Annotated in this window: 16 protein-coding genes; 9 read left to right on the top strand and 7 right to left on the bottom strand. The window is 74.5% G+C overall.

What is annotated here, in order from left to right:
- Window positions 1-38 precede the first annotated feature (38 nt).
- Window positions 39-2,249 (bottom strand): CDP-glycerol glycerophosphotransferase family protein, encoded by a 2,211-nt coding sequence (locus ACIP37_RS10340; RefSeq protein WP_400804961.1) that lies wholly within the window; start codon window positions 2,247-2,249, stop codon window positions 39-41.
- Window positions 2,250-3,048: 799 nt separating this feature from the next.
- On the opposite strand from ACIP37_RS10340, the gene ACIP37_RS10335 reads away from it, so the two are divergent.
- Window positions 3,049-3,315, top strand: coding sequence for a hypothetical protein (locus tag ACIP37_RS10335; protein WP_063349971.1), 267 nt, complete (start codon window positions 3,049-3,051; stop codon window positions 3,313-3,315).
- Window positions 3,316-3,556: 241 nt separating this feature from the next.
- Window positions 3,557-4,003, top strand: a complete 447-nt coding sequence (locus ACIP37_RS10330) for a YjbQ family protein (RefSeq protein WP_350875241.1) — start codon at window positions 3,557-3,559, stop codon at window positions 4,001-4,003.
- Between the two features lie 72 nt (window positions 4,004-4,075).
- On the opposite strand, the gene ACIP37_RS10325 is transcribed toward ACIP37_RS10330, so the two are convergent.
- On the bottom strand, window positions 4,076-4,669 hold the full coding sequence (locus ACIP37_RS10325; protein ID WP_400804965.1) for a DUF1990 family protein: 594 nt from the start codon (window positions 4,667-4,669) through the stop codon (window positions 4,076-4,078).
- Between the two features lie 153 nt (window positions 4,670-4,822).
- Between ACIP37_RS10325 and ACIP37_RS10320 the strand changes: the two genes are divergently transcribed.
- Complete coding sequence (locus ACIP37_RS10320; protein WP_363627559.1) at window positions 4,823-5,050, top strand: hypothetical protein; 228 nt, start codon at window positions 4,823-4,825, stop codon at window positions 5,048-5,050.
- A 133-nt stretch (window positions 5,051-5,183) separates the two neighbouring features.
- Here ACIP37_RS10320 and ACIP37_RS10315 read toward each other — a convergent pair whose 3' ends face one another.
- Both ACIP37_RS10315 and ACIP37_RS10310 read right to left on the bottom strand, forming a co-directional pair.
- Complete coding sequence (locus ACIP37_RS10315) at window positions 5,184-8,237, bottom strand: AAA family ATPase (protein WP_400804968.1); 3,054 nt, start codon at window positions 8,235-8,237, stop codon at window positions 5,184-5,186.
- Entirely contained in the window at window positions 8,234-9,403 is a 1,170-nt protein-coding gene (locus ACIP37_RS10310; protein ID WP_400804970.1) for an exonuclease SbcCD subunit D, read from the bottom strand. The genes ACIP37_RS10315 and ACIP37_RS10310 overlap by 4 nt, the downstream gene beginning before the upstream one ends.
- 485 nt (window positions 9,404-9,888) lie before the next feature.
- Here ACIP37_RS10310 and ACIP37_RS10305 point away from each other — a divergent pair, with 485 nt between their 5' ends.
- The 3 genes from ACIP37_RS10305 to ACIP37_RS10295 all read left to right on the top strand — a co-directional run bounded on the left by ACIP37_RS10305 (window position 9,889) and on the right by ACIP37_RS10295 (window position 12,960).
- The gene (locus tag ACIP37_RS10305) at window positions 9,889-10,773 is read left to right on the top strand and encodes a hypothetical protein (protein ID WP_400804972.1); all 885 of its coding nucleotides are present in this window, start codon (window positions 9,889-9,891) and stop codon (window positions 10,771-10,773) included.
- A 205-nt stretch (window positions 10,774-10,978) separates the two neighbouring features.
- Window positions 10,979-11,677, top strand: a complete 699-nt coding sequence (locus tag ACIP37_RS10300) for a hypothetical protein (RefSeq protein ID WP_400804974.1) — start codon at window positions 10,979-10,981, stop codon at window positions 11,675-11,677.
- A 485-nt stretch (window positions 11,678-12,162) separates the two neighbouring features.
- Window positions 12,163-12,960 carry an SGNH/GDSL hydrolase family protein gene (locus ACIP37_RS10295; RefSeq protein ID WP_400804976.1) on the top strand — a complete coding sequence of 266 codons (798 nt, stop codon included), beginning with the start codon at window positions 12,163-12,165 and terminating at the stop codon, window positions 12,958-12,960.
- A 108-nt stretch (window positions 12,961-13,068) separates the two neighbouring features.
- On the opposite strand, the gene ACIP37_RS10290 is transcribed toward ACIP37_RS10295, so the two are convergent.
- Entirely contained in the window at window positions 13,069-13,959 is an 891-nt protein-coding gene (locus ACIP37_RS10290) for a nitroreductase/quinone reductase family protein (RefSeq protein WP_400804978.1), read from the bottom strand.
- A 312-nt stretch (window positions 13,960-14,271) separates the two neighbouring features.
- Between ACIP37_RS10290 and ACIP37_RS10285 the strand changes: the two genes are divergently transcribed.
- Window positions 14,272-14,646, top strand: a complete 375-nt coding sequence (locus ACIP37_RS10285; protein ID WP_400804980.1) for a hypothetical protein — start codon at window positions 14,272-14,274, stop codon at window positions 14,644-14,646.
- Between the two features lie 82 nt (window positions 14,647-14,728).
- Here the strand turns inward: ACIP37_RS10285 and ACIP37_RS10280 are convergent, their stop codons facing one another.
- Entirely contained in the window at window positions 14,729-15,955 is a 1,227-nt protein-coding gene (locus ACIP37_RS10280; protein ID WP_400805284.1) for a polysaccharide deacetylase family protein, read from the bottom strand.
- Window positions 15,956-16,213: 258 nt separating this feature from the next.
- A complete protein-coding gene (locus tag ACIP37_RS10275; RefSeq protein WP_400804982.1) occupies window positions 16,214-18,115 on the bottom strand; it encodes an AMP-dependent synthetase/ligase in 1,902 nt (633 codons plus the stop codon).
- Window positions 18,116-18,663: 548 nt separating this feature from the next.
- Here ACIP37_RS10275 and ACIP37_RS10270 point away from each other — a divergent pair.
- A complete protein-coding gene (locus ACIP37_RS10270) occupies window positions 18,664-21,543 on the top strand; it encodes a nitrate- and nitrite sensing domain-containing protein (protein ID WP_400804984.1) in 2,880 nt (959 codons plus the stop codon).
- Window positions 21,540-21,959 carry a roadblock/LC7 domain-containing protein gene (locus ACIP37_RS10265; RefSeq protein ID WP_063349983.1) on the top strand — a complete coding sequence of 140 codons (420 nt, stop codon included), beginning with the start codon at window positions 21,540-21,542 and terminating at the stop codon, window positions 21,957-21,959. The genes ACIP37_RS10270 and ACIP37_RS10265 overlap by 4 nt, the downstream gene beginning before the upstream one ends.

Genomic DNA, 21,959 nt, shown 5'->3' with positions numbered 1-21,959 from the left:
CCCGGCTCCTCAGGGCTCCGGGAGCGCCGCGCGACGCCTCAGGACTCCACCGGGAACACCCGGCGCACCACCCGCTCCGCCGCCCCGCCGTCGTCCCACGGGCAGAACCGCGCCCGGAAGCGCGCCCGCGCGGCCGGCTCCGGATCGCCCGCCAGCAGCGCCTTCGCCAGCCCGTCCGGGTCCACCGTGACGGCCCCCGGCGGCTGCTCGAACAGGTCGAAGTAGACGCCGCGCACCCGCTGGTACTCCTCCCAGTCCGGCGCGAAGATCACGACCGGCCGGTCCAGCACCGCGTAGTCGAACATCATCGACGAGTAGTCCGTCACCAGCGCGTCCGCCGCGAGGTAGAGGTCCTCCACGGTCGGGTGGGCCGAGACGTCGACGATCGCGGCCGAACCCTCGCCCGCCGCCAGGTCGCCCGGGCCGCCGGTGTGGAAGTAGTGCGTGCGCACCAGCAGGGTGAAGTCCGGGCCCAGCCGCCGGGCCAGCTCCCGGACGTCCAGCAGCGGCACGTAGCCGCCCTGGTCGCCGCGGTGGGTCGGGGCGTACAGCACGGCCGTGGTGTCCGGCCGCAGCCCGAACCGCTCGCGCACGGCCCGCACTTCGTCCGGTGTGGTGTTGGCCAGCCGGTCGTTGCGCGGGTAGCCGGTGTCCAGCATCTCGTACCGGCCGGGGAAGGCGCGGGTGAAGTGCTCGCTGGTGTGCGGGTTGGAGGAGACCAGGAAGTCCCAGCGGTCGACGGCCTCCTGGAGCCGGTCGAAGTCCATCCCCTCGGCGGCTTCGGGGCGTTCGCGCAGGTCCATGCCCATCGCCTTGAGCGGGGTGCCGTGTTGGGTCTGCACGTGCACGGTGCCCGCCCGCTTCGCCATCGTGCGCGGGAAGTTGACGTTGTTGACGAAGTACTTGGCGGTCGCCATCGCCTTGAGGTAGGCCGGGGTGTTGACGATCACGTACGGCACGCCGGGCGGCATGGCCGCGGCCTGCTTGCGGTTCTCCACCACCCACACGCCCCGGATCTGCGGCGCCAGCTCCCTGGCCTTCTCGTAGATCGCCGCCGGGCTGCACGCGTAACCCCGGTGCCAGTACGCCGCGTAGACCGCCAGGTGCTCGTCCAGCGGCAGCCGGCGGAAGGCGTTGTACGCGGTGAACCGGGCGCCGCTGCGCACGCCCTTCTTCACGGCCGGGGCCACCGCCCGTGCCCCGCGCTTGAGTTCGCGCGGCAGCTGCCCGGTGCGGCGCAGCTCCGCGTACGCGATCCGGGCGCCGCGCGCGGCCAGCCGGTACTGCACGCCGCGCACGCCGCCGGGGTAGCGGTAGCCGGTCGGGCGGTGCCGGGCGAAGTGCCGGGCGATCTGGCGGAAGAAGTCCTTGCGCCGGTCGACGGGGACCAGCCCGGGGGTGTCGTAGACGTTCAGCGCCTGCCGGACGGTCCGGTCGAAGACCAGGGTGCGCAGCGCGTCGGGGACGGGCCGGCCGGGGCGGTCCGGGCGGTCCAGGAAGGCGAAGATCGCGTCGTACTGGGCGAACACGTCGGCGTGCTTGGGGGAGGCGGTGGCGGTGATCGCGCCGTCCCGGCCGCGCCGGTAGAAGTAGCAGGGGCGGTCGAGGTAGCGCAGCCGCTCGGCGGCCAGCAGCGCGGGGTAGGTGACCGAGATGTCCTCGTAGTAGCCGCGGCCGAAGGAGACGCCGAGGCCCTCCAGGAAGGCGCGGCGGAACACCTTGTTCCAGACCGACATCACGGTCTGGAACAGCGCCGGGTGCTCGGCCAGCGTGCACCCCTCGACCAGCGGGGAGTCGGCCAGCACGTGGCGCCAGGGGTTCGGCTCGGTCCCGCCGTCCGGGTAGACGTGGGTGAAGCCGGTGAGCAGGACGTCGGCGGGCGTCCCGGTCCCGCGCTGCCGCTCCTGCTCCCGCTCCAGTTCGTCCAGGATCGCGCCCACCGTCCGCTCGGGCAGCCAGTCGTCGCTGTCCACGAACCAGACGTACTCGCCGCGCACCTGCGCCAAGGCGGCGGTGCGGGCGCCGCCGAGGCCCTGGTTCTCGGTGAGGTGCAGGACCCGAAGTCGGGGATCGCGGGCCGCGTAGGCGTCCAGGATCGCGCCGGAGCCGTCGGGGGAGAGGTCGTCGACCGCGATCACCTCGAAACGGGACTCCGTGGCGGGGGTGTCGCCGAGGATCGAGTCGAGGCAGCGCGGCAGGAACCGCTCCACGCCGTGGACCGGGAGCACGATGCTGAGGAGGAGGGGCACGCTGGCCGAGTCTACCGATCCACCGGGTGCGACCTGCGGGGACGTCCGGCCGGAGTGATCGGTCGAGGTGACCGGCCGGGCTGACCGGTTGCCGTGGAGCCGTGGCCACGGTCGCCCCTGAGCCCGGAACCGCCGGTGCCGGGCCCTGAACGGGGCGGCACCGGCAGCCTGGCGGCGGCCCGGCCGACCCTCTACGGCCGGCCGCCTTTCCGGGCAGCTCGCGAGCCTGGCCACCGCAGCGTCGAGGCGGCCGGGCAGTGGCTCGCGGGAGCCGGAGTTCTTCATCACTCGAACACGCACCCGGGTGCGATGCGGGCGCGCACGTGTTCTCACAGATATTGCTTGGAGGATTGCCGGGAGTCAATCCCTCGAATGTGTTCACTTCATGAAGCCTGGAGGTGTCGACCGGTCGCTTTGTCGATGGCCCCGGCTGTCCCCTATATCCACCGCGGCATCCGCGTCGTGTCCACCGCCGCATCCCTCATGGCTCTCGGGCGGACCGGCGGGCCGCCCGCGGGACCACCGGCAGGACCGTCCGCAGGGACGCGTGCGGGGTCGCGTGCGCCCGGCGCGCGCCGCGTGGCCGGGCGCCGTGCCCGTGCCCCGGGTACTGCTGACAGATGGCCGGTCGTGCACCATCATTGATGCCTAGTCGTGATCGGCCTGGTGGCCCCTGGTGCATCGTCAGTTGACGCCGCACGATACGGTGGCACAACACCAAGGACGGTTGCGCGAAGGCCGTCCATCGCGGATAGTCTTCGCCTCACGGCCCTGGCGCCTCGTAGGGGTGGGAAAACTGATGGAACACATGCAAGTGCGGACTCGGCCCCGCGTGCCGGCGATCCAGTGCGGTGTCGGCACGACCGGCCGTCGGATCGACCGACACCTGGCCGTGCTCGGCGCGCCCGCGCTCCCGGCGGTGGACACCGCCGAGGCGCTCGGGTTGATAAGGGAGCTGACGCCGCGCGGCGCGGACGCCCCGACGGCCAAGCGTCGTCACGCGCGGATCTCGCTGCTGACGCCACTGCGCCGGCTGCGGCGAAGCCTCTTCGGCGGGCGCGGCTAGCGCCCGTCGGCTCGGGGCCCACGGCTCCGCGGCCCGGGGCCTCCCGGGCCACCCGATGCGGATCGGGACCCCGACCCGGCGGACCACACGGACCGTCGGGTCTTCGGCGTACCCGGCTCCGGGGCCGCCCCGGCTGGACCGATGTGGTCTAAACCTTTCACCCTAGTGCACCTCGCCGCCCCCACAGGCGGAGTCGGCGAGGTGCTGCGCGAGGCCCGCCGAGGTGGGTCAGGATGGCGCCATGGCGGACAACATCCACTCCACCCACCAGGGCCTCTTCCAGACCACCACCTTCGAGATCACCACCGGCAGCCGAGAGGTCGCGCTCGACATCACCGACCGCTGTGCCGCGTTCCTCACCGAACGGGCCGCCGGCCGCGACGGCCTGCTCAACGTCTTCGTCCCGCACGCCACCGCGGGAATCGCCGTCCTGGAGACCGGATCCGGCAGCGACGACGACTTCCTCGCCACCCTGCGCGAACTGCTCCCCGCCGACGACCGCTGGCGCCACCGGCACGGCAGCCCCGGCCACGGCCGGGACCACGTGGTGCCCGGCCTGGTCGCCCCGCACGCCACCCTGCCGGTGATCGGCGGCCAGCTGGCGCTCGGCATCTGGCAGTCCGTGGTGCTGATCGACACCAACGGTGACAATCCACGCCGGACCGTGCGGCTCTCCTTCTTCGGCTGATCCGGCTCCCTCGGCCGACACTCCTTCGGCCAGGAATTCTTCGGCCGACACTCCTTCGGCTGACTCGACGCTCTACTCGACGGCGGGACCGGCCGGGCCCGCGGGCCCGGCCGGCTCGGCCACGGCGGCGGCGGCCACCGCGGCCAGGTAGCGCTCGATCGCCAGGTACTGGCAGAGCAGCGCGACCGGCCGGCCCAGCCGCGCGTACCAGGCGGTCAGCCGAGAGAACGCCGACACCTCGAACCACACCTCGCCGGCGGCGTCCATGGACACCAGGAACGCCTCTTCGCCGCACTCCGGGTGCCCGGGGAGCGTGCCGTACGCGAAGCCGATCCGGTCCGGCTCCTCGACCGTCCACACCACCCGGCACGGGATCACCAGCCGGGGCCACCGGCCGCCCGGCAGGCTCAGCCGCAGCAGCACCGTCGACCCCGGCTCGGCCGGCGCGTGCGGGTACACGGCGAAGCCGGTGCCCAGCTGGCTTCCCCAGCCGAGCACGTACCGCCCGGCCCGGGCCAGCACCTGCGGCCCGCGGCCCAGGTGCACCCGCCGCCGCAGGTGCGCGTAGCCGTCCGGCAGCGGGCCGCCGCGGGTGGCGCCGGCCTCGGGGTAGGAGGGCGCGGTGGCGCGGGCGGCGAGCAGGCGCCGCTGGAGGTCGGTGGCCATGCGGTCACCGTAGCCGGGCCTCGCGGGCCCGCCGCCGGCGGGTCGCCCGGGGCGGAGGGGGGCGGGGCGTGGGGCGGGGCGGTCCGGCGCTCGGGTCGGGCTCGGGCCGGCGGCGCCTTGCGGCGGGGGCCGGGGGCGGAGTAGGAAGGCGGCATGAGCGACAGCGCGAGGAACGAGGACACGGCGGTCTGCGAGTTCGCCCCCGACGGCGGGGTGCAGGCGGCGCAGGCGGCGCTGGTGCGCGATCCGGCGTCGACCGGGCCGCGGGCCGACTGCGTCCTGTGCGGGGAGCCGACCGAACTGCCCGCCGACCACCCGGGCAGCACGCTCTGCCCGGTCTGCACCTGGCAACAGGCCCAGCGGGTGGCCTGTTCGGGCTGATGCGACGCAGTGTGCCCTAGCCGCAATGCCACCGGCTTGACAGTGCCCGCAAGCCGTTGACCTGCGGCGATGCAGGGCCCAGAAGGCACCGGAAGGCCGCCTCAAGACCGCTGGCAGTGCCCCTGAGCGGTCCCTAGGCGTCCTCCCGCCCGGCCAGGGCCAGGGTCGAGCCGCGTCGCCCCTTGCGGACCAGGAGCTGGGCGGGGATGCGGGTGCGCAGGTCGGCGACGTGGCTGACGATGCCGACCGCCCGGTCGCGTTCGCGCAGGCCGTCGAGGACGTCCATCACCTCCTCCAGGGACTGCTCGTCGAGCGTGCCGAAGCCCTCGTCGATGAACAGGGTGTCCAGCGGCATGCCGCCGGCCTCGTCGGTGACCACGTCGGCCAGGCCCAGGGCCAGGGCGAGGGAGGCGAAGAAGCTCTCGCCCCCGGAGAGCGTCGCGGTGTCCCGCTCGGTGCCCGTCCAGGCGTCGACCACCCGCAGGGCCAGGCCCGAGCGCTTGTTGCCGGTGCCCCGGTCGTCGCTGTGCACCAGGGTGTAGCGGCCGCCGGACATCCGGACCAGCCGGTCGCTGGCCGCCGCCGCGACCTGCTCCAGACGGGCCGCCAGGACGTAGGACTCCAGGCGCATCCGGAGCCGGTTCTCGGTGGAGGTGCCGGCGGCCAGCGCCGCGAGCCGGTTGATCCGCCCGTACCGGGCCAGCGCCGGGGCCAACTCGGCCGCGAGGTCCGCCAGTTGCCGACCGATCGAGGCCAGTGCCGCGCACCGTTCGTCGGCCGCCGAACGGGCGGCGTGGGCCCGGCCCAGCCGGTCGGTGGCGGCGCCGAGCGCGGCCGCGGCGGCGGACAGGTCGACCGGCGGACGGGCCGCGGCCTCGGCCAGATCGGGCAGCGCGAGTTCGTGCCGGACGGCGGCGGACTCGGTTCGGTGCCGCTCCAGGCGGGCCGCCAGCCGCTCGCGCTCCGCGCGGGGGAGCAGTACGGCCAGGGCCTCCTCGGGGCTCGGGAAGCCCGCTGCGGCGGCGGCCTCGGCGAGCTCGCCCTCGGCGTCCCTGAGCCGGGCCAGCGTCTGCGCGCAGGCCCGCGAGGCCTCGGCCACGGCGGCGACCCGCTCGACCAGCCGCTCCAGCGCGGCCGCCCGCGCGGCGACGGAGGCCGCCTCGCCCCGGGCCGCGGCCACCCGCGCGGCGAGTTCGTGCTGTTCGTGCTGGAGCGCCTGGAGCCGGTCGGTACGGACGGCGGCGCGCTCCCGGGCCTCGCGCAGCTCGGCGAGCCGGCGGTCCTGGTCGGCCGACAAGCGGGCGATCTCCTGCTCGACCCGGCCGAGCGCCTCCGCCGAGTGCAGCGCCTCGCGGTGCTCGCGGTCCAGCTCGGCGAGGGCCTGCGCGAGCGCGTCGGCACCCTCCGGCCCGGCCGCGCCGGTGGCGGTCGCCTCGCGGACCCGCAGCGCGGTGAGGGCCTGGTCCGCTGCCGTCCAGGCCTGTTCGGCGACGGCTTGGGCCCGGCGGGCACGCTCCTCGTCGTCGGCGCCGACCCGGCCGTCGGCGGTCTCGGCGGGTGCCGGGTGTTCGGGCGAGCCGCAGACCCGGCACGCCTCGCCCGCGCGCAGTTGCTCGGCCAGCTCGGCGGCCATGCCCGCCAGCCGCCGCTCGCGCAGGCCGAGGCCGTACTCGCGGGCGTCCAGCGCGGCGGTGCGCAGGGCGGCAGCGCGCGGCTCGGCGGCGGCGATCTCGGCCCGCAGGCCGTCGCGCTCCCGGGCGGCGTCCAGGCGGGTGCTCAACTCGACCCGTCGGCCGTCGAGTTGCTCGACCAGCGCGCCCGCCGACCGGGCCCGGTTCTGCTCCTCCTGGAGGCCTCCGAGCCGCTCGTCATACTCGGCCAGCCAGTCCTCGGCCTCCTCGGCGAACTCGTCGGCCCGCCGGCGCTCCTCGTCCAGGCTCCGCTGCTCGCGGGCGAGTTCGGCGCAGCGCCGCTCCTCCGCCCCGGCGGCCTCCAGCCGGACGAGCCCGGCCCGCAGGCCCCGTTCGGCCTCGGCCAGCTCGGCGGCCCCCGCCTCGGCCAGCGCCGGGCCCCCGGCGGCCGCGCTGCCCGCGCCGCCGTCGCCGGCCAGCACCTCGCGGTGCCGACGCTCGGCCTCCCGGGCCCGCCGGTGCGCCTCGGCCGCGCCCTCGTGCAGCCGCAGCGCGGACTCCACCCCGACGGCCGCCTGCGCCGTCGCCAGCCGCCGGCCGTCCCGGGCCGCCTCGGGCTCGAACGCGGCCAGCCGGTCGGCCTGGAGCAGCGCCTGCCGGTGGCGGTGCTGCCGCCCGGCCAGCTCCTCGGCGGCCGCTCGCTCGCCCTGGGCGGCGCGTTGCGCCTCCTCGGCGCCCGCCAGCGCCTCCCCGGCGACGGTGAACTGTTCGGCTGCGCCGCTGCGCAGGATCGCCGCCCAGCCGAGCACCCCGGCGGTCAGGTCTGCGGCGTCCTCCTCGGCCGGCACCCAGCCCTCTGCGGGCTCGGCGCCGGGGCCGGCCGCCTGCTCGGCCTTGCTGGCGAGATCCCGCAGGCGGCGCCGGCCGGCCTGGACGGCGGCCTCCTGGACGCGCCGCTGCTCCGCGAGCCACCCCTCGACGTGCTGGAACCGCTCGGTGTCGAACAGGCGCCGCAGCAGCTTGCCGCGCTCCTCCGAGTCGCCCTTGAGGAAGCGGGCGAAGTCGCCCTGCGGCAGCAGCACCACCTGGCAGAACTGCTCCCGGTTCATGCCGATCAGCCGGTGGATCTCCTCCCCGGCCTCCTGGTGCGACTTGCTCACCGCCCGCCAGCCGGGCGTGCCGTCCCCCGCGTCGGCGGCCCACTCGCGCAGCAGGGTCTGCGGCCGCTCGACGGTGGTGCCGGTGCCGACCTTCTTCGGCCGCCGCTGCTCCGGCAGCCGGGTGATCTGCAGCCGCCGCCCGCCGAGCGTCAGCTCCAGCCGGACCTCGGTCAGCCTGCGCGCCTCGGCGTGGTCGCTGCGCAGCCGGTTGGCCCGCCGGGTGCCGGGGACGTCGCCGTAGAGGGCGAAGCAGACCGCGTCCAGCACGCTGCTCTTGCCCGCGCCGGTGGCGCCGCGCAGCAGGAACAGGCCGCCGGCGGCGAGCGCGTCGAAGTCGACGCTCTCGCTGCCCGCGAACGGGCCGAACGCGCTGACGGTGAGCCGGTGCAGCCTCATCGGGGCAGGTCCGCCTTCCGGTCGGTGGTCTCCCGGACGCTCTCGAACCCGGCGCGCAGCCAGCCCAGCTCGTCCGGTTCCGGCTCGGCACCCGGGCGCACGTGCCGCAGGAAGCCCTCCGCGATCTCCAGGTCGGCCCGGCCGCTGACCCGGGCCGCGTACGACCGGGAGGGCTCGGCCTCGCTCTCCTCGGGGTCGAAGAGCAGCTGGAGGGTGTGCGGGAAGCGGCGGCGCAGCTTCTCCATCGGCTCGCTCGGGCGGGCCGCGTCGGTGAGCGTCGCCTGTACCCAGGCCTGCTCGTACGGCGCGTACTCGTCCTTGGTGAGCAGCGCGTCGAGGCTGTCGCGCAGGGTGGCGAGCGGGCGCGGGCGCGGGCAGTCGACGCGCTCGGCGGCGACCGAGCCGTCGGCCGCGAGGTCGACCAGCCACATGGTCTTGCGCTGGTCCACCTCGGAGAAGGAGTAGGCGAGCGGCGAGCCGCTGTAGCGCAGGTGCGGGGCCAGGGTCTGGCAGCCGTGCAGGTGGCCGAGCGCGGCGTAGTGCACGCCGTCGAAGACGGAGGCGGGCACCGAGGCGACGCCGCCGACCGCGATGTCCCGCTCGCTGTCGCTCGCCGTCCCGCGGGTGACGAAGGCGTGCGCCAGCACCACCGCGCGGGTGCCGGCCGGGCGGGCCGCGAGATCGGCCCGGACCTGGTCCATCGCCGCGCCGAGCACCGCCGCGTGCCCGCCGCGCTCCAGCCCGAACCGCTCGCGCACCAGCGTCGGCTCCAGGTACGGCAGCCCGTAGACCGCCACCGGCCCGTGCTCGTCCGCCAGCAGCACCGGGGCGGCGCACTCGCCCGGGTCGGTGCGCAGGTGGATGCCGGCCCGGCCGATCAGCCCGGCGCCGACGCCGAGGCGGCGGGCCGAGTCGTGGTTGCCGCTGATGAACACCGTCGGCACGCCCAGCCCGGCCAGCCGGTGCAGCACGTCGTCGAACAGGGCGACCGCGTCCAGGCCCGGCAGCGCCCGGTCGTACACGTCCCCGGAGACGAGCACGGCGTCCACGCGCTCGGCCCGGACCACGTCCACCAGGTGGTCCAGGAACGCGCGCTGGGCGTCGTGCAGGCTCTCCCGGTGGAAGGAGCGGCCCAGATGCCAGTCGGAGGTATGCAGCAGTCGCATGGTTCCCGACCTTAACGTCCGGTACTGACAGTCCCGTCCGGATCAGGAGACCCGAGGGTCTCGGGACATGCGCGTTCGATTACTCGGGGTGGATTGTCAGTGGCTCTGTGTATGTTCCTCGACGTCGGCGGTTCCGGGGTCGGGGCCGTCGGCGGTGTCCGGTGCTGGGCTAGTCGGTGGGAGGAACCATGCGGGTGTGGTCGTCGGGTCGTGAGGGCTCCGGGGTTGCGGAGCGTTGTGCGGGGCGTTGTGGGGGCCCCGGGGGTTCCGAGTGTTCAGGGGCCGTGGATGTCTTCGGGCGGTCGCGGGTCCGCCGGCGGGTGCTGCTGCGCGCCGGGCGGCGGGCCGGGGCGGACGGTGGGCCGGGCGCTCCCGGTGGGGCCCGGCCGTCCGGTGGTGACCGGCCGCCGGGAGGGCGTGCGGGCGGGGCGGGTGCGCGGGGGCGCCGCGGCGGGCGGGCCCGGGGTGCTCCGCCGCCGCAGCCGGTGGCGGTCGCGCTGGCGGCGGCTGCGGCCGACTTCGCCGGCCTCGCGCGGTACGGGTTGTTCGGCCGGCTCGCCCACCAGGAGTACCTGCGGCGCTCGGAGGAGCAGCTGAGGGCCCTGCACGCGCAGGGCCTGGAGGTGCACTTGCGGGTCCTGGAGGCGGGTGACTACGAGGACTACTGCACGGCGCTCGGCCTCGACCCCCGGACGCCCGCCGCCCGGGTCGCGTACGCGGGCGATCCGGAGCTGGCCGGGGAGCCCTTCGTCTACGCGGGGGAGCGGCTGGCCGAACTGCTCCCGGTCCTGCTGGACGACCACCGGGCGCGGGTGCGGATGTCCGTCGCGGGCGTGGCCCTGCTGGAGGCGGTCGGCGACGACCCGGACGGGCAGCGGCGGCTGGCGGCGGTGATGGGGTACGTGACGTCGGTCTACCTCGCGCTGGCCGAGGGCGCGGGGGAGGGTTGCCACCTGCTGACGCTGCGCTGCCACGGCCCGGAGGACGGCGAGCAGCTCAGCTCGGCGGTGGAGGTCTGTGTGGAGGCGGGCGGCCTCTACCCCGCCGGGCGGGACACCGAGGCGTTCTGCGTCACGCTGGCGGCGGGGGTCGCCGGTGGTGGGGCGGGGGCGTTGCTGCTGCACGGCGATCCGGGCGTCCCGGCGCCCGGGGCCCCGGCCTCGGACGGGCCGTGGGTGCGCGGTTGGGCGCTGGCCAGCGGGCGGTTGCGGCCGATGACGGTGCACGAGGTGTTCGACGAGCTGGCCGACGACGCGGCGCGCGGGCTGCCGTTCCCGCCCGGGGTGGTCCCGCGACCGGGCTTCCCGCTGCCGGGCTTCCCGGAGCCCGGCTCGGCTGGGCCGGGGGAGGGGGGTGGGCCGCTGGGGTGATCAGGGGGTTTCCACCCCTGTCATCCACCATGCGGCGCTGGGGACTGTTCATCGACCGCCTGTTCGGGGAAGATTCGGAGAAGATCAACAGCAGGAGCGCGTGGTGCCCCACGCCGCCGCTCCGGCCGCTCCGCTCCGTACCGTGCTCCGCAGGTCCGTCCCGCGCACTGCCGGTCCGGCGAGCCCGACAGCGAGAGGGGGACGCATGAGCCGGATCGAGTACAGCGCGGAGATCGCCGAGCTGCTCGGCAGGGTGCGCCGGCGTCCCACGGCGGGGTGGCCGTGGCGGCCGGGCGAGCAGGTGCCCGAGGGGCTGCCGGTGAAGCAGTCCTGGGGGTGGCTGTTCGCTCCCGACGGGCGGGTGCTGACCCTGGTCAACCCCAGGGACGGGATCTGCTCGCTCCCCGGCGGATCGCTGGAGCCGGAGGACGCCGGGGATCCGGCCTCCGCGCTGGCTCGGGAGGCGGCCGAGGAGGCCCAGGCCGTGATCGGCCGACCGTACTACCTCGGTTACCTCTACGACCGGGTCGGCTCGGCCAACGGCGGGCACGAGTGCGCGCGGGTCCGGATGGCGGCGGCGCTGCGCGCGGTCGGCCCGAGCGCGGCCGACCCGGCCTCCGGCCGGCACTACCGGCGGCTGCTGGTCGCGCCCGGACTCGCCGTCGAGCTGCTCGGCTGGGGCGCGCCCGGGCTGCGCCAGGCCCGGGTGGCGGTCGCCACCGCCGCCCGCCGGCTCGGCGTGCCGGTCGCCGCGAACGAGGCGATCGAGGAGCTGCCGGTGGAGGGCTGCGTGGTCTTCCCCGGCGCCGTCTATCCGGATGCGGTGTGCTCGGACGCCGGTTACTCGGATGCCGTCCACCCGGATGCGGTGTGCCCGAGCGAGCCTCACCCGGGCCTCGCGTAGCCCGAGGAGGGGATGCCGGGTGCCGGCGCCGTCCGTCTGATCCGTGGTCAGGGTTTCGAGCCGGAGTCGCGTGCGTCGGAGTCCGCGTGCGCTGACGCCCTTGCGCCCGGGGTCGGTTCGTGCGGGGTCGGTTCGTGTCGCGCCGGTTCGCGCCGGTTCTCGGCGCGCTGTGCCATGGCGAGCCCCGGCACCCCGCGACGCGTCGTACGGCGGGTGGCCCGGCGGTGGCCGGGCCGTAACGGTGTCCTGGCCGTGCCCTGACTACCAACTGACCACTCGCTGACTTTTTCACCGACCACCGTCTACGCGCGATGACCGACGCCGGTCGGCGTACACCGGCGCTGACCAGCGCCAACTCACGCCCTGTGGACGGTGGTTCACTTCTGCGTTGTCGGACAGCCCGTCAATGTCCTTGGCATGAGCGCTTCCCGGTTCACCTACTGCCTGGTATCACTTCTGTGACCCATACCACACCAGGAGGTGCCATGCTCCGTCCAGCTCGCGCCATGTCCGTTGCCGCGATAGCGGCTCTGCTCACTCTGACCACGTTGTTCACCGCGTCATCCGCGAATGCGGCGAGCGTCAACTACGTCGCTCTCGGGGACTCCTACTCCGCCGGTGTCGGTGCCGGCAGCTACCTGAGCGACAGCGGCAACTGCAAGCGAAGCACCAACGCCTACCCGTACCTGTGGAAGAACGCGCACTCGCCGTCGTCCTTCTCGTTCGTCGCGTGTTCCGGCGCCAGAACCGGAGACGTCCTCAGCAACCAGCTCTCCGCGCTGAGCTCCAGCACCACGCTGGTCAGCCTGTCGGTCGGCGGCAATGACGCCGGCTTCGCCGACACCATGAAGACCTGCGTGCTGGAGTCGGACAGCACCTGCCTCAGCGCCGTCAGCACGGCCCAGAACTACGCCCGCAACACCCTGCCCGCCCAGCTGGACAAGGTGTACTCGACGATCCACGCCAAGGCGCCGAACGCCCACGTGGTGGTGCTGGGTTACCCGCACCTCTACAAGATCGGCGGCAGCTGCATCCTCGGCATCAGTGACACCAAGCGCGCCGCGATCAACGGTGCCGCCGACACGCTGGACGAGGTCATCGCCAAGCGGGTCGCCAACGCCGGCTTCAGCTTCGGCGACGTGCGCGGCATCTTCACCGAGCACGAGATCTGCGGCTCGCAGACCACCTGGCTGAACAGCGCCACCCTGCCGGTCGACGAGAGCTACCACCCGAAGGCCGCCGGCCAGTCCGGTGGCTACCTCCCGGTCTTCACCCAGTCGTAACGGCTTCGCGCCGGTAGGCCGTCGCTTCAGGGCGCCGCCGAACCGGCACACGGGCCGTCGGCCCCTCTCCCCGAGCGCGGGGAGAGGGGCCGACGGCATTCGTGCGTCTCAGTCCCGGGCCGGACCGGGCCGCAGCGGCGGGAACGGGATCCCGGCGAGCGTCGGCAGCAGTTCCGCTTCCTCGTAGTCGAGGTGCGCCTCCAGCTCGGCCGACATCCGGTCCAACTCGGCCCGGAGCCGGTCCGGTTCGGTGACCTCGATCCCGGCCAGCAGCGCCACCAGCTCCTCCCTGATCCGCCCGATCACCAGGTGCTGTTCGCCCAGCTGTTCCAGCACCCCGGCCAGTTCCGGGTGGTTGCGCGCGAGCGCGGGGAAGATCGCGGCGTCCTCGCCGGCGTGGTGGTGCGTCAGCCCCTCGCAGAAGGCGAGGCAGTGCTGGCGCAGTTGGAGCCCGAGGCCGGCCGGTCGGCCCGCGATGTGCGAGTGCGCCTCCTCCCGGACGTGGCGTAGCTGCGCGCGCAGCCAGGTGTGCGCCTCCAACAGCTTGTCGGCGAGGCTGCGCACCTCGCGCGCGGGTGTCTCGGGCCGCTCCAGGACGACCACCGGTAGTTCCCGGTCGGTGTTCGCCTGGTAGTCGCCGTACCCGGGCGCCTGCCGGACGACAGCCGCGAACAGCCGCTCCCGTCGGGCGCCTTCGGCGGGTACGGCGATCACGTCGAACGCCTCGGAGCCGAGTTCGACCCGGACCACCGGTCGGGCGAGCAGGTTGCGGTACCACTGCGGGTGGTCCGGCGCCCCGGCGGCGGAGGCGACGACCAGGAGCAGCCCCTCGGCCCGGACGTATCCGAGCGGCACGGTGTGCGGCTTGCCCGAGCCGGCCCCGGCCGTGGTGAGCAGCAGCAGGTCGCCGCCCTCGAACGGGCCGCCCACCCGCCCGCCGTTGGCGCGGAACTCCTCGATGACGCTCTGGTTGAACTGGTGGACATGGTTCGTGGACATGGGTGTGGACATGAGTGTGGGTGAAGTCTCCTACAGGGATTGGGAGTCACGGCCACACGCGGTGCATGGGCGCGCACGCGGACACCGCAGTGACCGCCTACGTCAGATCAGGGCAGCGGAGAAAGTGCTCATCGCGCATCGTCCCTCGGATAAAAGGTGCTCGCCCGGCGGCCGGCCGGCCCACTACTCTGTGGCCGGCGCCACGCTGCACGCCCCCATTAGAGCCACGCCGCGGACGCCCTGTCAACGAGCAAGATCGCCGACGAAAGTTCCCTGACCGGGATCGTCGACGAAAGGGGAGGGAACGCCGTCGTGGAGCGCATCGTCGACCTCGACCACGCCGCCGAGCGGATCGCCGCCCGGGCCGTACGCTGGCGGGCCGCCGGCCTGAGGGTCGGCGCGCTCACCTGGCGCGACGCCCTGGCCCCGTGGCCGCAGCCGCTGGAGACGGACCGCGCCCGCGTCACGGACCCGGACTCCGTCGGCGTCCAGGTCGTGGACCCGCTGTCCGGCGGCGAGCTGCACGTGGTGCTGTTCCGGGGCGGCTGGGCCGACGTCGAGTACCTCGCCGCCGGCTGGGAGGAGCAGGAAGACGCCGAGGGCGGAGTGATCCCGGCCAACGACTTCACCGGCGCCGCCGACTTCGACGAGCGCCTGCGCGGCTGGATGGCGCACGTCTTCGGCTGATCCCGGCCGCCGGTGGACGGGAGCCCGGTGAGTGGGTGCCCCCGTCGGCGGGCGCCCTGGGGAGCCCGCCGACGGCGACGCGTCAGTGCAGGTAGTCGACCAGGCCGGCCGGCTTGAGCCCGGCCGCGTCAGCGGCGGCGAGGGCGCGCTGGAGGTCGGCGGCGAGGGTGTCGGTCCAGTGCATCAGGACGACGTCGCCCGGCTGCAACAGGCCCGGGTGCCAGATGTTGGACGCGCCCCAGCTGAAGTCCGCGTCGGCGGTGAGCACGGTGCGGATGCCGCAGTTGGCGGCGGCCTGGAGGGTGTCGGCGTTCCAGGCGAAGTACGGCGGGCGGAAGGCCACCGGCGTGGTGCCGAACTGGCGGGTCATGGCGTCGCGGGCGTCGCAGATCTCGATCTGCTGCTGCTCCAGTGGCAGTTTGCTGAGGTCGGAGTGGGAGACGCTGTGGTCCTGGATGGAGGAGCCGGGCACGGCCGTGACGCGTCGGAAGAAGTCGGGGTCGGTGCCGGCCGGCATCGGCAGCGGGAAGGCGGTGATCGGTAGCCGGTGGTCGGCGATGAACTTCTCCGCCTCGGGGGTGCGCTGCCAGCCGTCGTCGACAGTGAAGAAGACGACCTTGTCGCTGGTGGGCGCGGATCCGGCGGCCACGGCCGGGGCGGGCGCGGGGCCGTCCACCCGGACGTCGTCGACCGAGAACGGGCCCTGCTGGTACCAGCCGTGGACGTAGAGCCGGACGCTGTGCGCGTTCGGGCCGGTGGTGAACCGGGTGGTGAGCTGCTGCCAGCCGCCGCCGGTGGTCTCGGTCCAGGCCGGGGCGACATCCCTGCCGGTGCCGGTGGCGCCCAGGTAGACGAAGGCGCCGCGGACCCAGGCCGAGGCGGTGTAGGTGGTGTTGGGCTGGACGGCCACGGTCTGCGCGCACTCGCCGGTGGAGTCGGCGGTGGCCGGCGTGACGGTGAGTGCGGAGGCGCCGGAGTGCGCGCCGGTGGTGGTGACGGCGGCCTCGGCCGGGCCGCCGGTGCACTTCCAGCCGGGGACGGCGCCCCAGTCGGAGAGGTCGGGGACGGGCAGTTCGAAGCCGGGGTTGGTGGCCAGGTTGACGGTCGGGCCGCTCGGGGTGCTCGGACCGCTCGGGGCGCCGGCCGGGGCGGGCCCGGGGGTGGCGGAGGCCGCCGGGGCGGCGAAGGCGGTGAGCAGCGCGACGGAGGCGGCCAGCGCGGACAGGCGCGTGAACTGGCGCGTGGACTGGCGCGCGGACAGGCGCGTGAACTGGCGCGTGGACAGGCGCGCGGACGGGCGCGTGGACATCGACACGAGAGGACTCCTGCATGTGGGGGACACGCCCGTGGGGAGGGCGTGGCGGAATCGGAACCCTGGAACCGGGGCCTTGGGTCGGGCCCCTGGAACCGGGCTCGCGGGACCTGGGTGCTCCCGGAGGGGCGGGAGCGGATGGTGCGCCGCACTCGGACCGAGGAGAAACAATGGACTGGACCAATCGGCCCGTCAAGGGAACGGCCGGTGAACCGAAGCCCACCGCACCCGCCGCAAAAGGGACAAGACGATCCGTCAGGGGACGTACAACTCCGCGATGTCATCGGCGTAGTACTCGGCGATCGCCGCCCGGCGCAGCTTCAGGGAGGGTGTCAGCAGCCCCTGGTCCTGGCTGAACTCGCGGGGCAGCAGCCGGAACGCGCGGATCGACTCGGCCCGCGACACCGCCGTGTTCGCCGCCGCCACCGCGCGCTGGACCTCGGTGTGCAGCTGCTCGTCCGCGAGCACCGCCCACGGGTCCAGCTGCTCCAGCCTGTGCGTCTTCAACCAGTGCGCCAGCGCCGCCGGGTCGAGCGTGATCAGCGCGGCCACGTACGGGCGGTCGTCGCCCACCACCAGGCACTGGGAGACCAGCGGATGCGCGGCCACCCGCTCCTCCAGCGCCGACGGGGCCAGGTTCTTGCCGCTGCTGGTGACGATCAGGTCCTTCTTGCGGCCGGTGATGGTCAGGTAGCCGTCCTCGTCCAGCCGGCCCAGGTCGCCCGTCCCGAACCAGCCGTCGATCAGGGACTCCGCCGTGCACTGCGGGTGGTTGAGGTAGCCGCCGAAGACCGAGCCGCCGCGCACCCAGACCTCGCCGTCGTCGGCGAGGGCCACCGACGAGCCCGGCAGCGGGTGCCCGACCGTGCCCAGCTTCTGCCGCCCGATCGGGTTGGCGGTGATCGCGGCGGACGTCTCGGTCAGCCCGTAGCCCTCGTACAGGTGCAGGCCGGCGCCGGTGAAGAAGAGGCCGAGTTCGCGGCGCAGCGCGGAGCCGCCGCACATCACGCTGCGCACCCGGCCGCCGAGTACGGCCCGCAGCCGCTGGTAGACGGTCCGCTCGTAGGCGAGGTGGCGCAGCCGCAGCTTGGGGCTGGGCCCGGGTCCGCGCCCGAACGCCTTCTGCTCCCGGGCGGCGGCCCAGTCGACGGCCACCTGCCGGGCCTGTTCGAAGAGTTCGCCGCGCCCGGCGTCCTCGGCGGCCCGCCGGGCCTGCTGGAAGATCTTTTCGAAGACGTACGGGACGACGTGCAGGAAGGTCGGCCGGAAGGACTCCATCGCGGGCAGCAGGGCGTCGGTGGAGACCTCGGGGACGTGTCCGATCCGGAAGCCGCCGCGGATCGCCGCGACCTGCACGGCCCGCCCGTAGACGTGTGCCAGCGGCAGGAACAGCAGGGTGGACGGCTGTCCGCCGCCGGTGTCGTGGAAGGCCTCCCGCCAGCCGCCGAGCAGCGCGTCGGCCTCGGCGGCCAGGTTGGCGTGGGTGATCAGGCAGCCCTTGGGGCGGCCGGTGGTGCCCGAGGTGTAGACGACGGTGGCGACGTTCCCGGCCGTGACGCCGAGCCGCTGGCGGTGGACGAGCGAGTCGGGCACGTCACGGCCGTCCTCGGTGATCGCGGCGACGCAGTCGCGGTCCAGCTGCCAGATGCCGGTGAGGTCGGGCAGCGCGTCGCAGACCGCGCCGACCGTCATCGCGGCGTCCTCGTCCTCGACCAGGCAGGCCACCGCCTGGGTCTCGGCGAGGATCCAGCGCACCTGCTCGGCCGCCGCGGTGGGGTAGACCGGGACGGTGATCGCGCCGATCGACCAGAGCGCGTAGTCGAACAGCGTCCACTCGTAGCGGGTGCGGGACATCAGGGCGACCCGGTCGCCGTAGCGCACGCCCCGGGTGAGCAGGCCCTTGGCGAGGGCGAGCACCTCGTCGCGGAACTCCCGCGCGGTGACGCCCCGCCACTCGCCCCGGTGCCCGAACCGGTGCCCGTCCCGGTGCTCGTCGCGGTGCTCGGCGGGTCCGGCGGAGTCAGCGGGGCCCGGCGGGCCGACGCGGCGGGCCAGCTGCACCAGGTCCGGTGTGCGTTCGGCGGTGTCGTACAGCGAGTCGGCGAGTCCTCCGGTGGCCTCGGGCCCGGCCACGGCGGGGGTGGTGAACTCGCGCACATTCCCCCCGTTGGCGTCTCGCGGCGGCACTGCCCGCGCCGGAACCGGTGTCGGCGCCGGAGGCCGTGGCGGCGGTGCCGGGCCGCGCAGGTGGAGCGAAACTATCGGATCGGCCTGTCACTGCCCAGGGTTGTGACCGTGACGCGACGAGATCGGCACCGGTCCCTGCGGAAGGTGTCGCCGCCGGGGAGGAACCGCGTGCGTTCGGTGATCGGGCAAACCGGGCGGCGGCGGATGATCCGGACGCGAGCCCGCAGTGACCGGGACCCGATCCTGACGTGTGCGGGGCAAGCCGGGGAAGTGGACTGGTTCGACCCTCGAACGAGTGGTCAGGGCGTAGTAGGCTCTCGCAGACCTGCGACCGGGGGCCTCCCGGCCAGGCCCGATCCGACGACACACCGTCCACGCCGACCAGCCCCGAAGCCGATTTCCGAAGCCCGCACCCGAAGTCCTTTCCGAAGCCCTTTCCCAAGCCTTTTCCGGCCGAGCCCCGCGGCTCCTCCGAACCGCTCCCCGTCCGCGCCTGGCACTTCCCGACCGAGGACTCCATGCGTCTGCGCAGCAGCTCGATCCGCGCGAAGATCATCGCGCTGCTCCTGGTGCCCATCGTCGCGCTCACCGCGCTGTGGGTGTACGCGACCTTCGCCACCACCGGAGACGTCTGGGGCCAGCTGGAGATCAGCCGTACGTACAAGGAGTTCGGGACCCCGGTCGACCAGTACGCCGACGATCTGCAGAACGAGCGCCGCGCGGCCGTCCAGCGACTGGCCGTCCCGAACTCGCAGGTCGCCACGGACGCCTACGAATACGCCAAGGCCGCCACCGATCGTAGCCTCGACGTCCTGCGGCAGAAGAAGGACCACGTGGGCGGCAAGCTCTCCAGCTCCCAGCGCGGCCGCTTCCTGCAGATCATCGCCGCCGCCGACCAGATCGGACCGCTGCGCGCGCAGGTCGGCCGCTCCGCGCTCAACTGGGAGTTCGCGCTGGGGCAGTACAGCGACCTGGTCAAGCCGGTGTTCGGCTTCCGGTCCGCCTACGTCGCCCGGCAGACCGGCCAACTCCCGCGCCAGGGAACCATCCTGATCGAGCTGGTGCGCGCCCGCGAATACCTCGCGCAGGAGGACGCGGCGATGGAGGGCCTGCGCGGCGGCGCCGCCAAGCCCACCGCCGAGCAGTACCAGATCGCCCTGGACGCCCTGCACAACCAGCAGGCCCTGTTCACCGTCTACATCGCCGAACTCGAACCCGCCGACCAGTCCGACTACATCGCCCTGCGCGGTGGCGAGGCCTGGGCCGCGCTGGCCCGCGCCGAAGCGGACTTCGTCGGCGCCGGCGGCCCCGAGCGGGTCGCCCAGGCGATCAACGGCGACTCCTGGCGGGAGACCGCCGACCGGGCGCTCGGTGACCTCACCTCGATCAACACCCGGATCGCCAACGGGATCGGCGAGCGCGAACGGTCCGCCGCGATCGGGCTGCTCTGGCGGGGCGGCATCGCCGGCGCGATCGGCCTGGTCGCGGTCGTCCTGTCGGTGCTGATCTCCTTCCGGATCGGGCGCGGCCTCGCCCGCGAACTGATCGGACTGCGCAACGCGGCCAACGAACTGGCCGGCGCCCGGCTGCCCTCCGTCATGCTGCGGCTGCGCCGGGGCGAGGCGGTGGACGTCGCGGCCGAGGCGCCCGAACTACGCTTCGGGGCAGCCGAGATAGGCCAGGTCGGCCAGGCCTTCAACGCCGTCCAGCGGGCCGCCGTCGAGGCGGCGGTCGAACAGGCCGAACTGCGGCGCGGCGTCTCGGCGGTGTTCGTCAACCTGGCCCGGCGCAGTCAGGTGCTGCTGCACCGCCAGCTCACCCTGCTCGACACCATGGAGCGCCGCACCGAGAACCCGACCGAGCTGGCCGACCTCTTCAAGGTCGACCACCTCACCACGCGCATGCGGCGGCACGCCGAGGGCCTGATCATCCTCGCCGGCGGCTCGCCCGGGCGCGCCTGGCGCAAGCCGGTCCGGATGGTGGACGTGGTCCGCGCGGCGGTCGGCGAGGTCGAGGACTACGCCCGGGTGATCGTCCGGCCGTTCCCCGGCACCGGCCTGCTGGGCAGCGCCGTCGCGGACGTCACCCACCTGATCGCCGAACTCGTCGAGAACGCCGCGGTGTTCTCCCCGCCGACCACCCAAGTCACCGTCCAGGGTGAGGTGGTGGCACACGGATTCGCGCTGGAGATCGACGACCGCGGGCTCGGGCTGAGCGATCAACTCCTCGCCGACATCAACGAACGCCTCGCTGTGGAGCAGGAGTTCGACCTCGCCGACACCGACCGGCTGGGCCTGTTCGTGGTCAGCCGGCTGGCCCGGCGGCACGGCATCCGGGTCCACCTGCGCCCGTCCCCGTACGGCGGGACGACGGCGGTCGTGCTGATCCCGCGCGAACTGCTCGCCGAGGCGCCGGACGGCCTGCCCGAGCCGCCGCCCACCGGACAGCGCTCCGCCCCGGTCCGGCGCGGACAGCGCGACCTGATCGCCGTGCCCGCGCTCGGTGGTGGCGGTGGCGGTGGCGGTGGCGGTACGGCGGAGGGCTCGGCTCGGGCCGCTGCCGGTGCCGGGTCCGGGGCCGGTTCCGTTGCGGGGGAGGACGAGCGGCACCGGGGCAGCGGCGGTCCCCGGCCGTCCACGTCCGAGCCTGCCCGGACGCCGGGCGGGCTGCCGCGACGGGCCTCGCGGACCAAGGGCGGGCCGGTGCTGGTGCCCGCGCCGCCCAGGGACACCGAGGACGGTGCGGCGACGGGGCGCCACCGTCGGGACGAGCCGACCACGGCCGCTCCCGTCCTCGACGGGCCCGCGGACCCGCCGTTGGTCGCAGGCCCGCGGACCGAGGGCGGGCTGCCCCGGCGGGTCCGGCAGGCGAACCTCGCGCCGCAGCTCAAGGAGCAGCTGAAGGAGCGCCTCCGGGACCGGACCGACCACGGGCCCGAGGACGAGGCCGTGCTCGCCGCCCGCCGGGCCCGGGAGGCCCAGGAGGCCGAGCGGGCGCGTGAGCGCTCGCCCGAGGAGGCGCGGGCCACCTTCGCCTCGTTCCAGCGCGGCTTCACCCGGGGGCGCGGCGCCGCCACGTCCGGGTCGGCCCCGGCGAGTGCCCGGCCCGTCGCCGTACCCGTCTGGCAGCCGCCGGACCCCGCCCGGCGGGCGATCAGTCCGGCACCCGCCCCGGCGGCGCTGTCCGCGCCGTCGGACGGTGCCCGGGCGCCGCTCGCCCGTCGGGTGCCGCCCGGCCCGCCCGTCCGGCGGAACCCGGCGCCCGCACCCACGGCACGACCCGTGCCACCTGCATCAAGGGCAATACCTGAACCATGGGCAACACCTGCACCATCGGCAGCACCTGTACCAACAGCACCACCTGCACCACCCGCTCCATCGGAAGGAACTGATTCATGACCACTTCGACGCAGCCGTCCGGGGACCTCAACTGGCTCCTGGACGACCTGGTGGGGCGCGTCGCGGCCCTGCGGCACGCCGTGATCCTCTCCAGCGACGGCCTGGCCACCGGCGCCTCCCGCGACCTCGACCGCGAGGACGCCGAGCACCTGGCGGCCGTCGCGGCCGGGTTCCACAGCCTGGCCAAGGGCGCCGGCGGGCACTTCAAGGTCGGCGGGGTCCGCCAGACGATGGTGGAACTGGACGAGGCGTTCCTGTTCATCACGGCGGCCGGTGACGGCAGCTGCCTGGCCGTGCTGAGCGAGGCCGAGGCCGACATCGGCCAGATCGCCTACGAGATGGCGCTGCTGGTCAAGCGGGTCGGCGAGCACCTGGCCGCCGAGCCGCGCACCGAAGCCGCGCCGCCGGGGAGATGA

Source organism: Kitasatospora sp. NPDC088861 (assembly GCF_044750105.1).
GTDB lineage: Bacteria > Actinomycetota > Actinomycetes > Streptomycetales > Streptomycetaceae > Kitasatospora.
The sequence above is the reverse complement of the archived record's forward strand: the minus strand, read 5'-3'. Positions and strand labels throughout refer to the sequence as shown.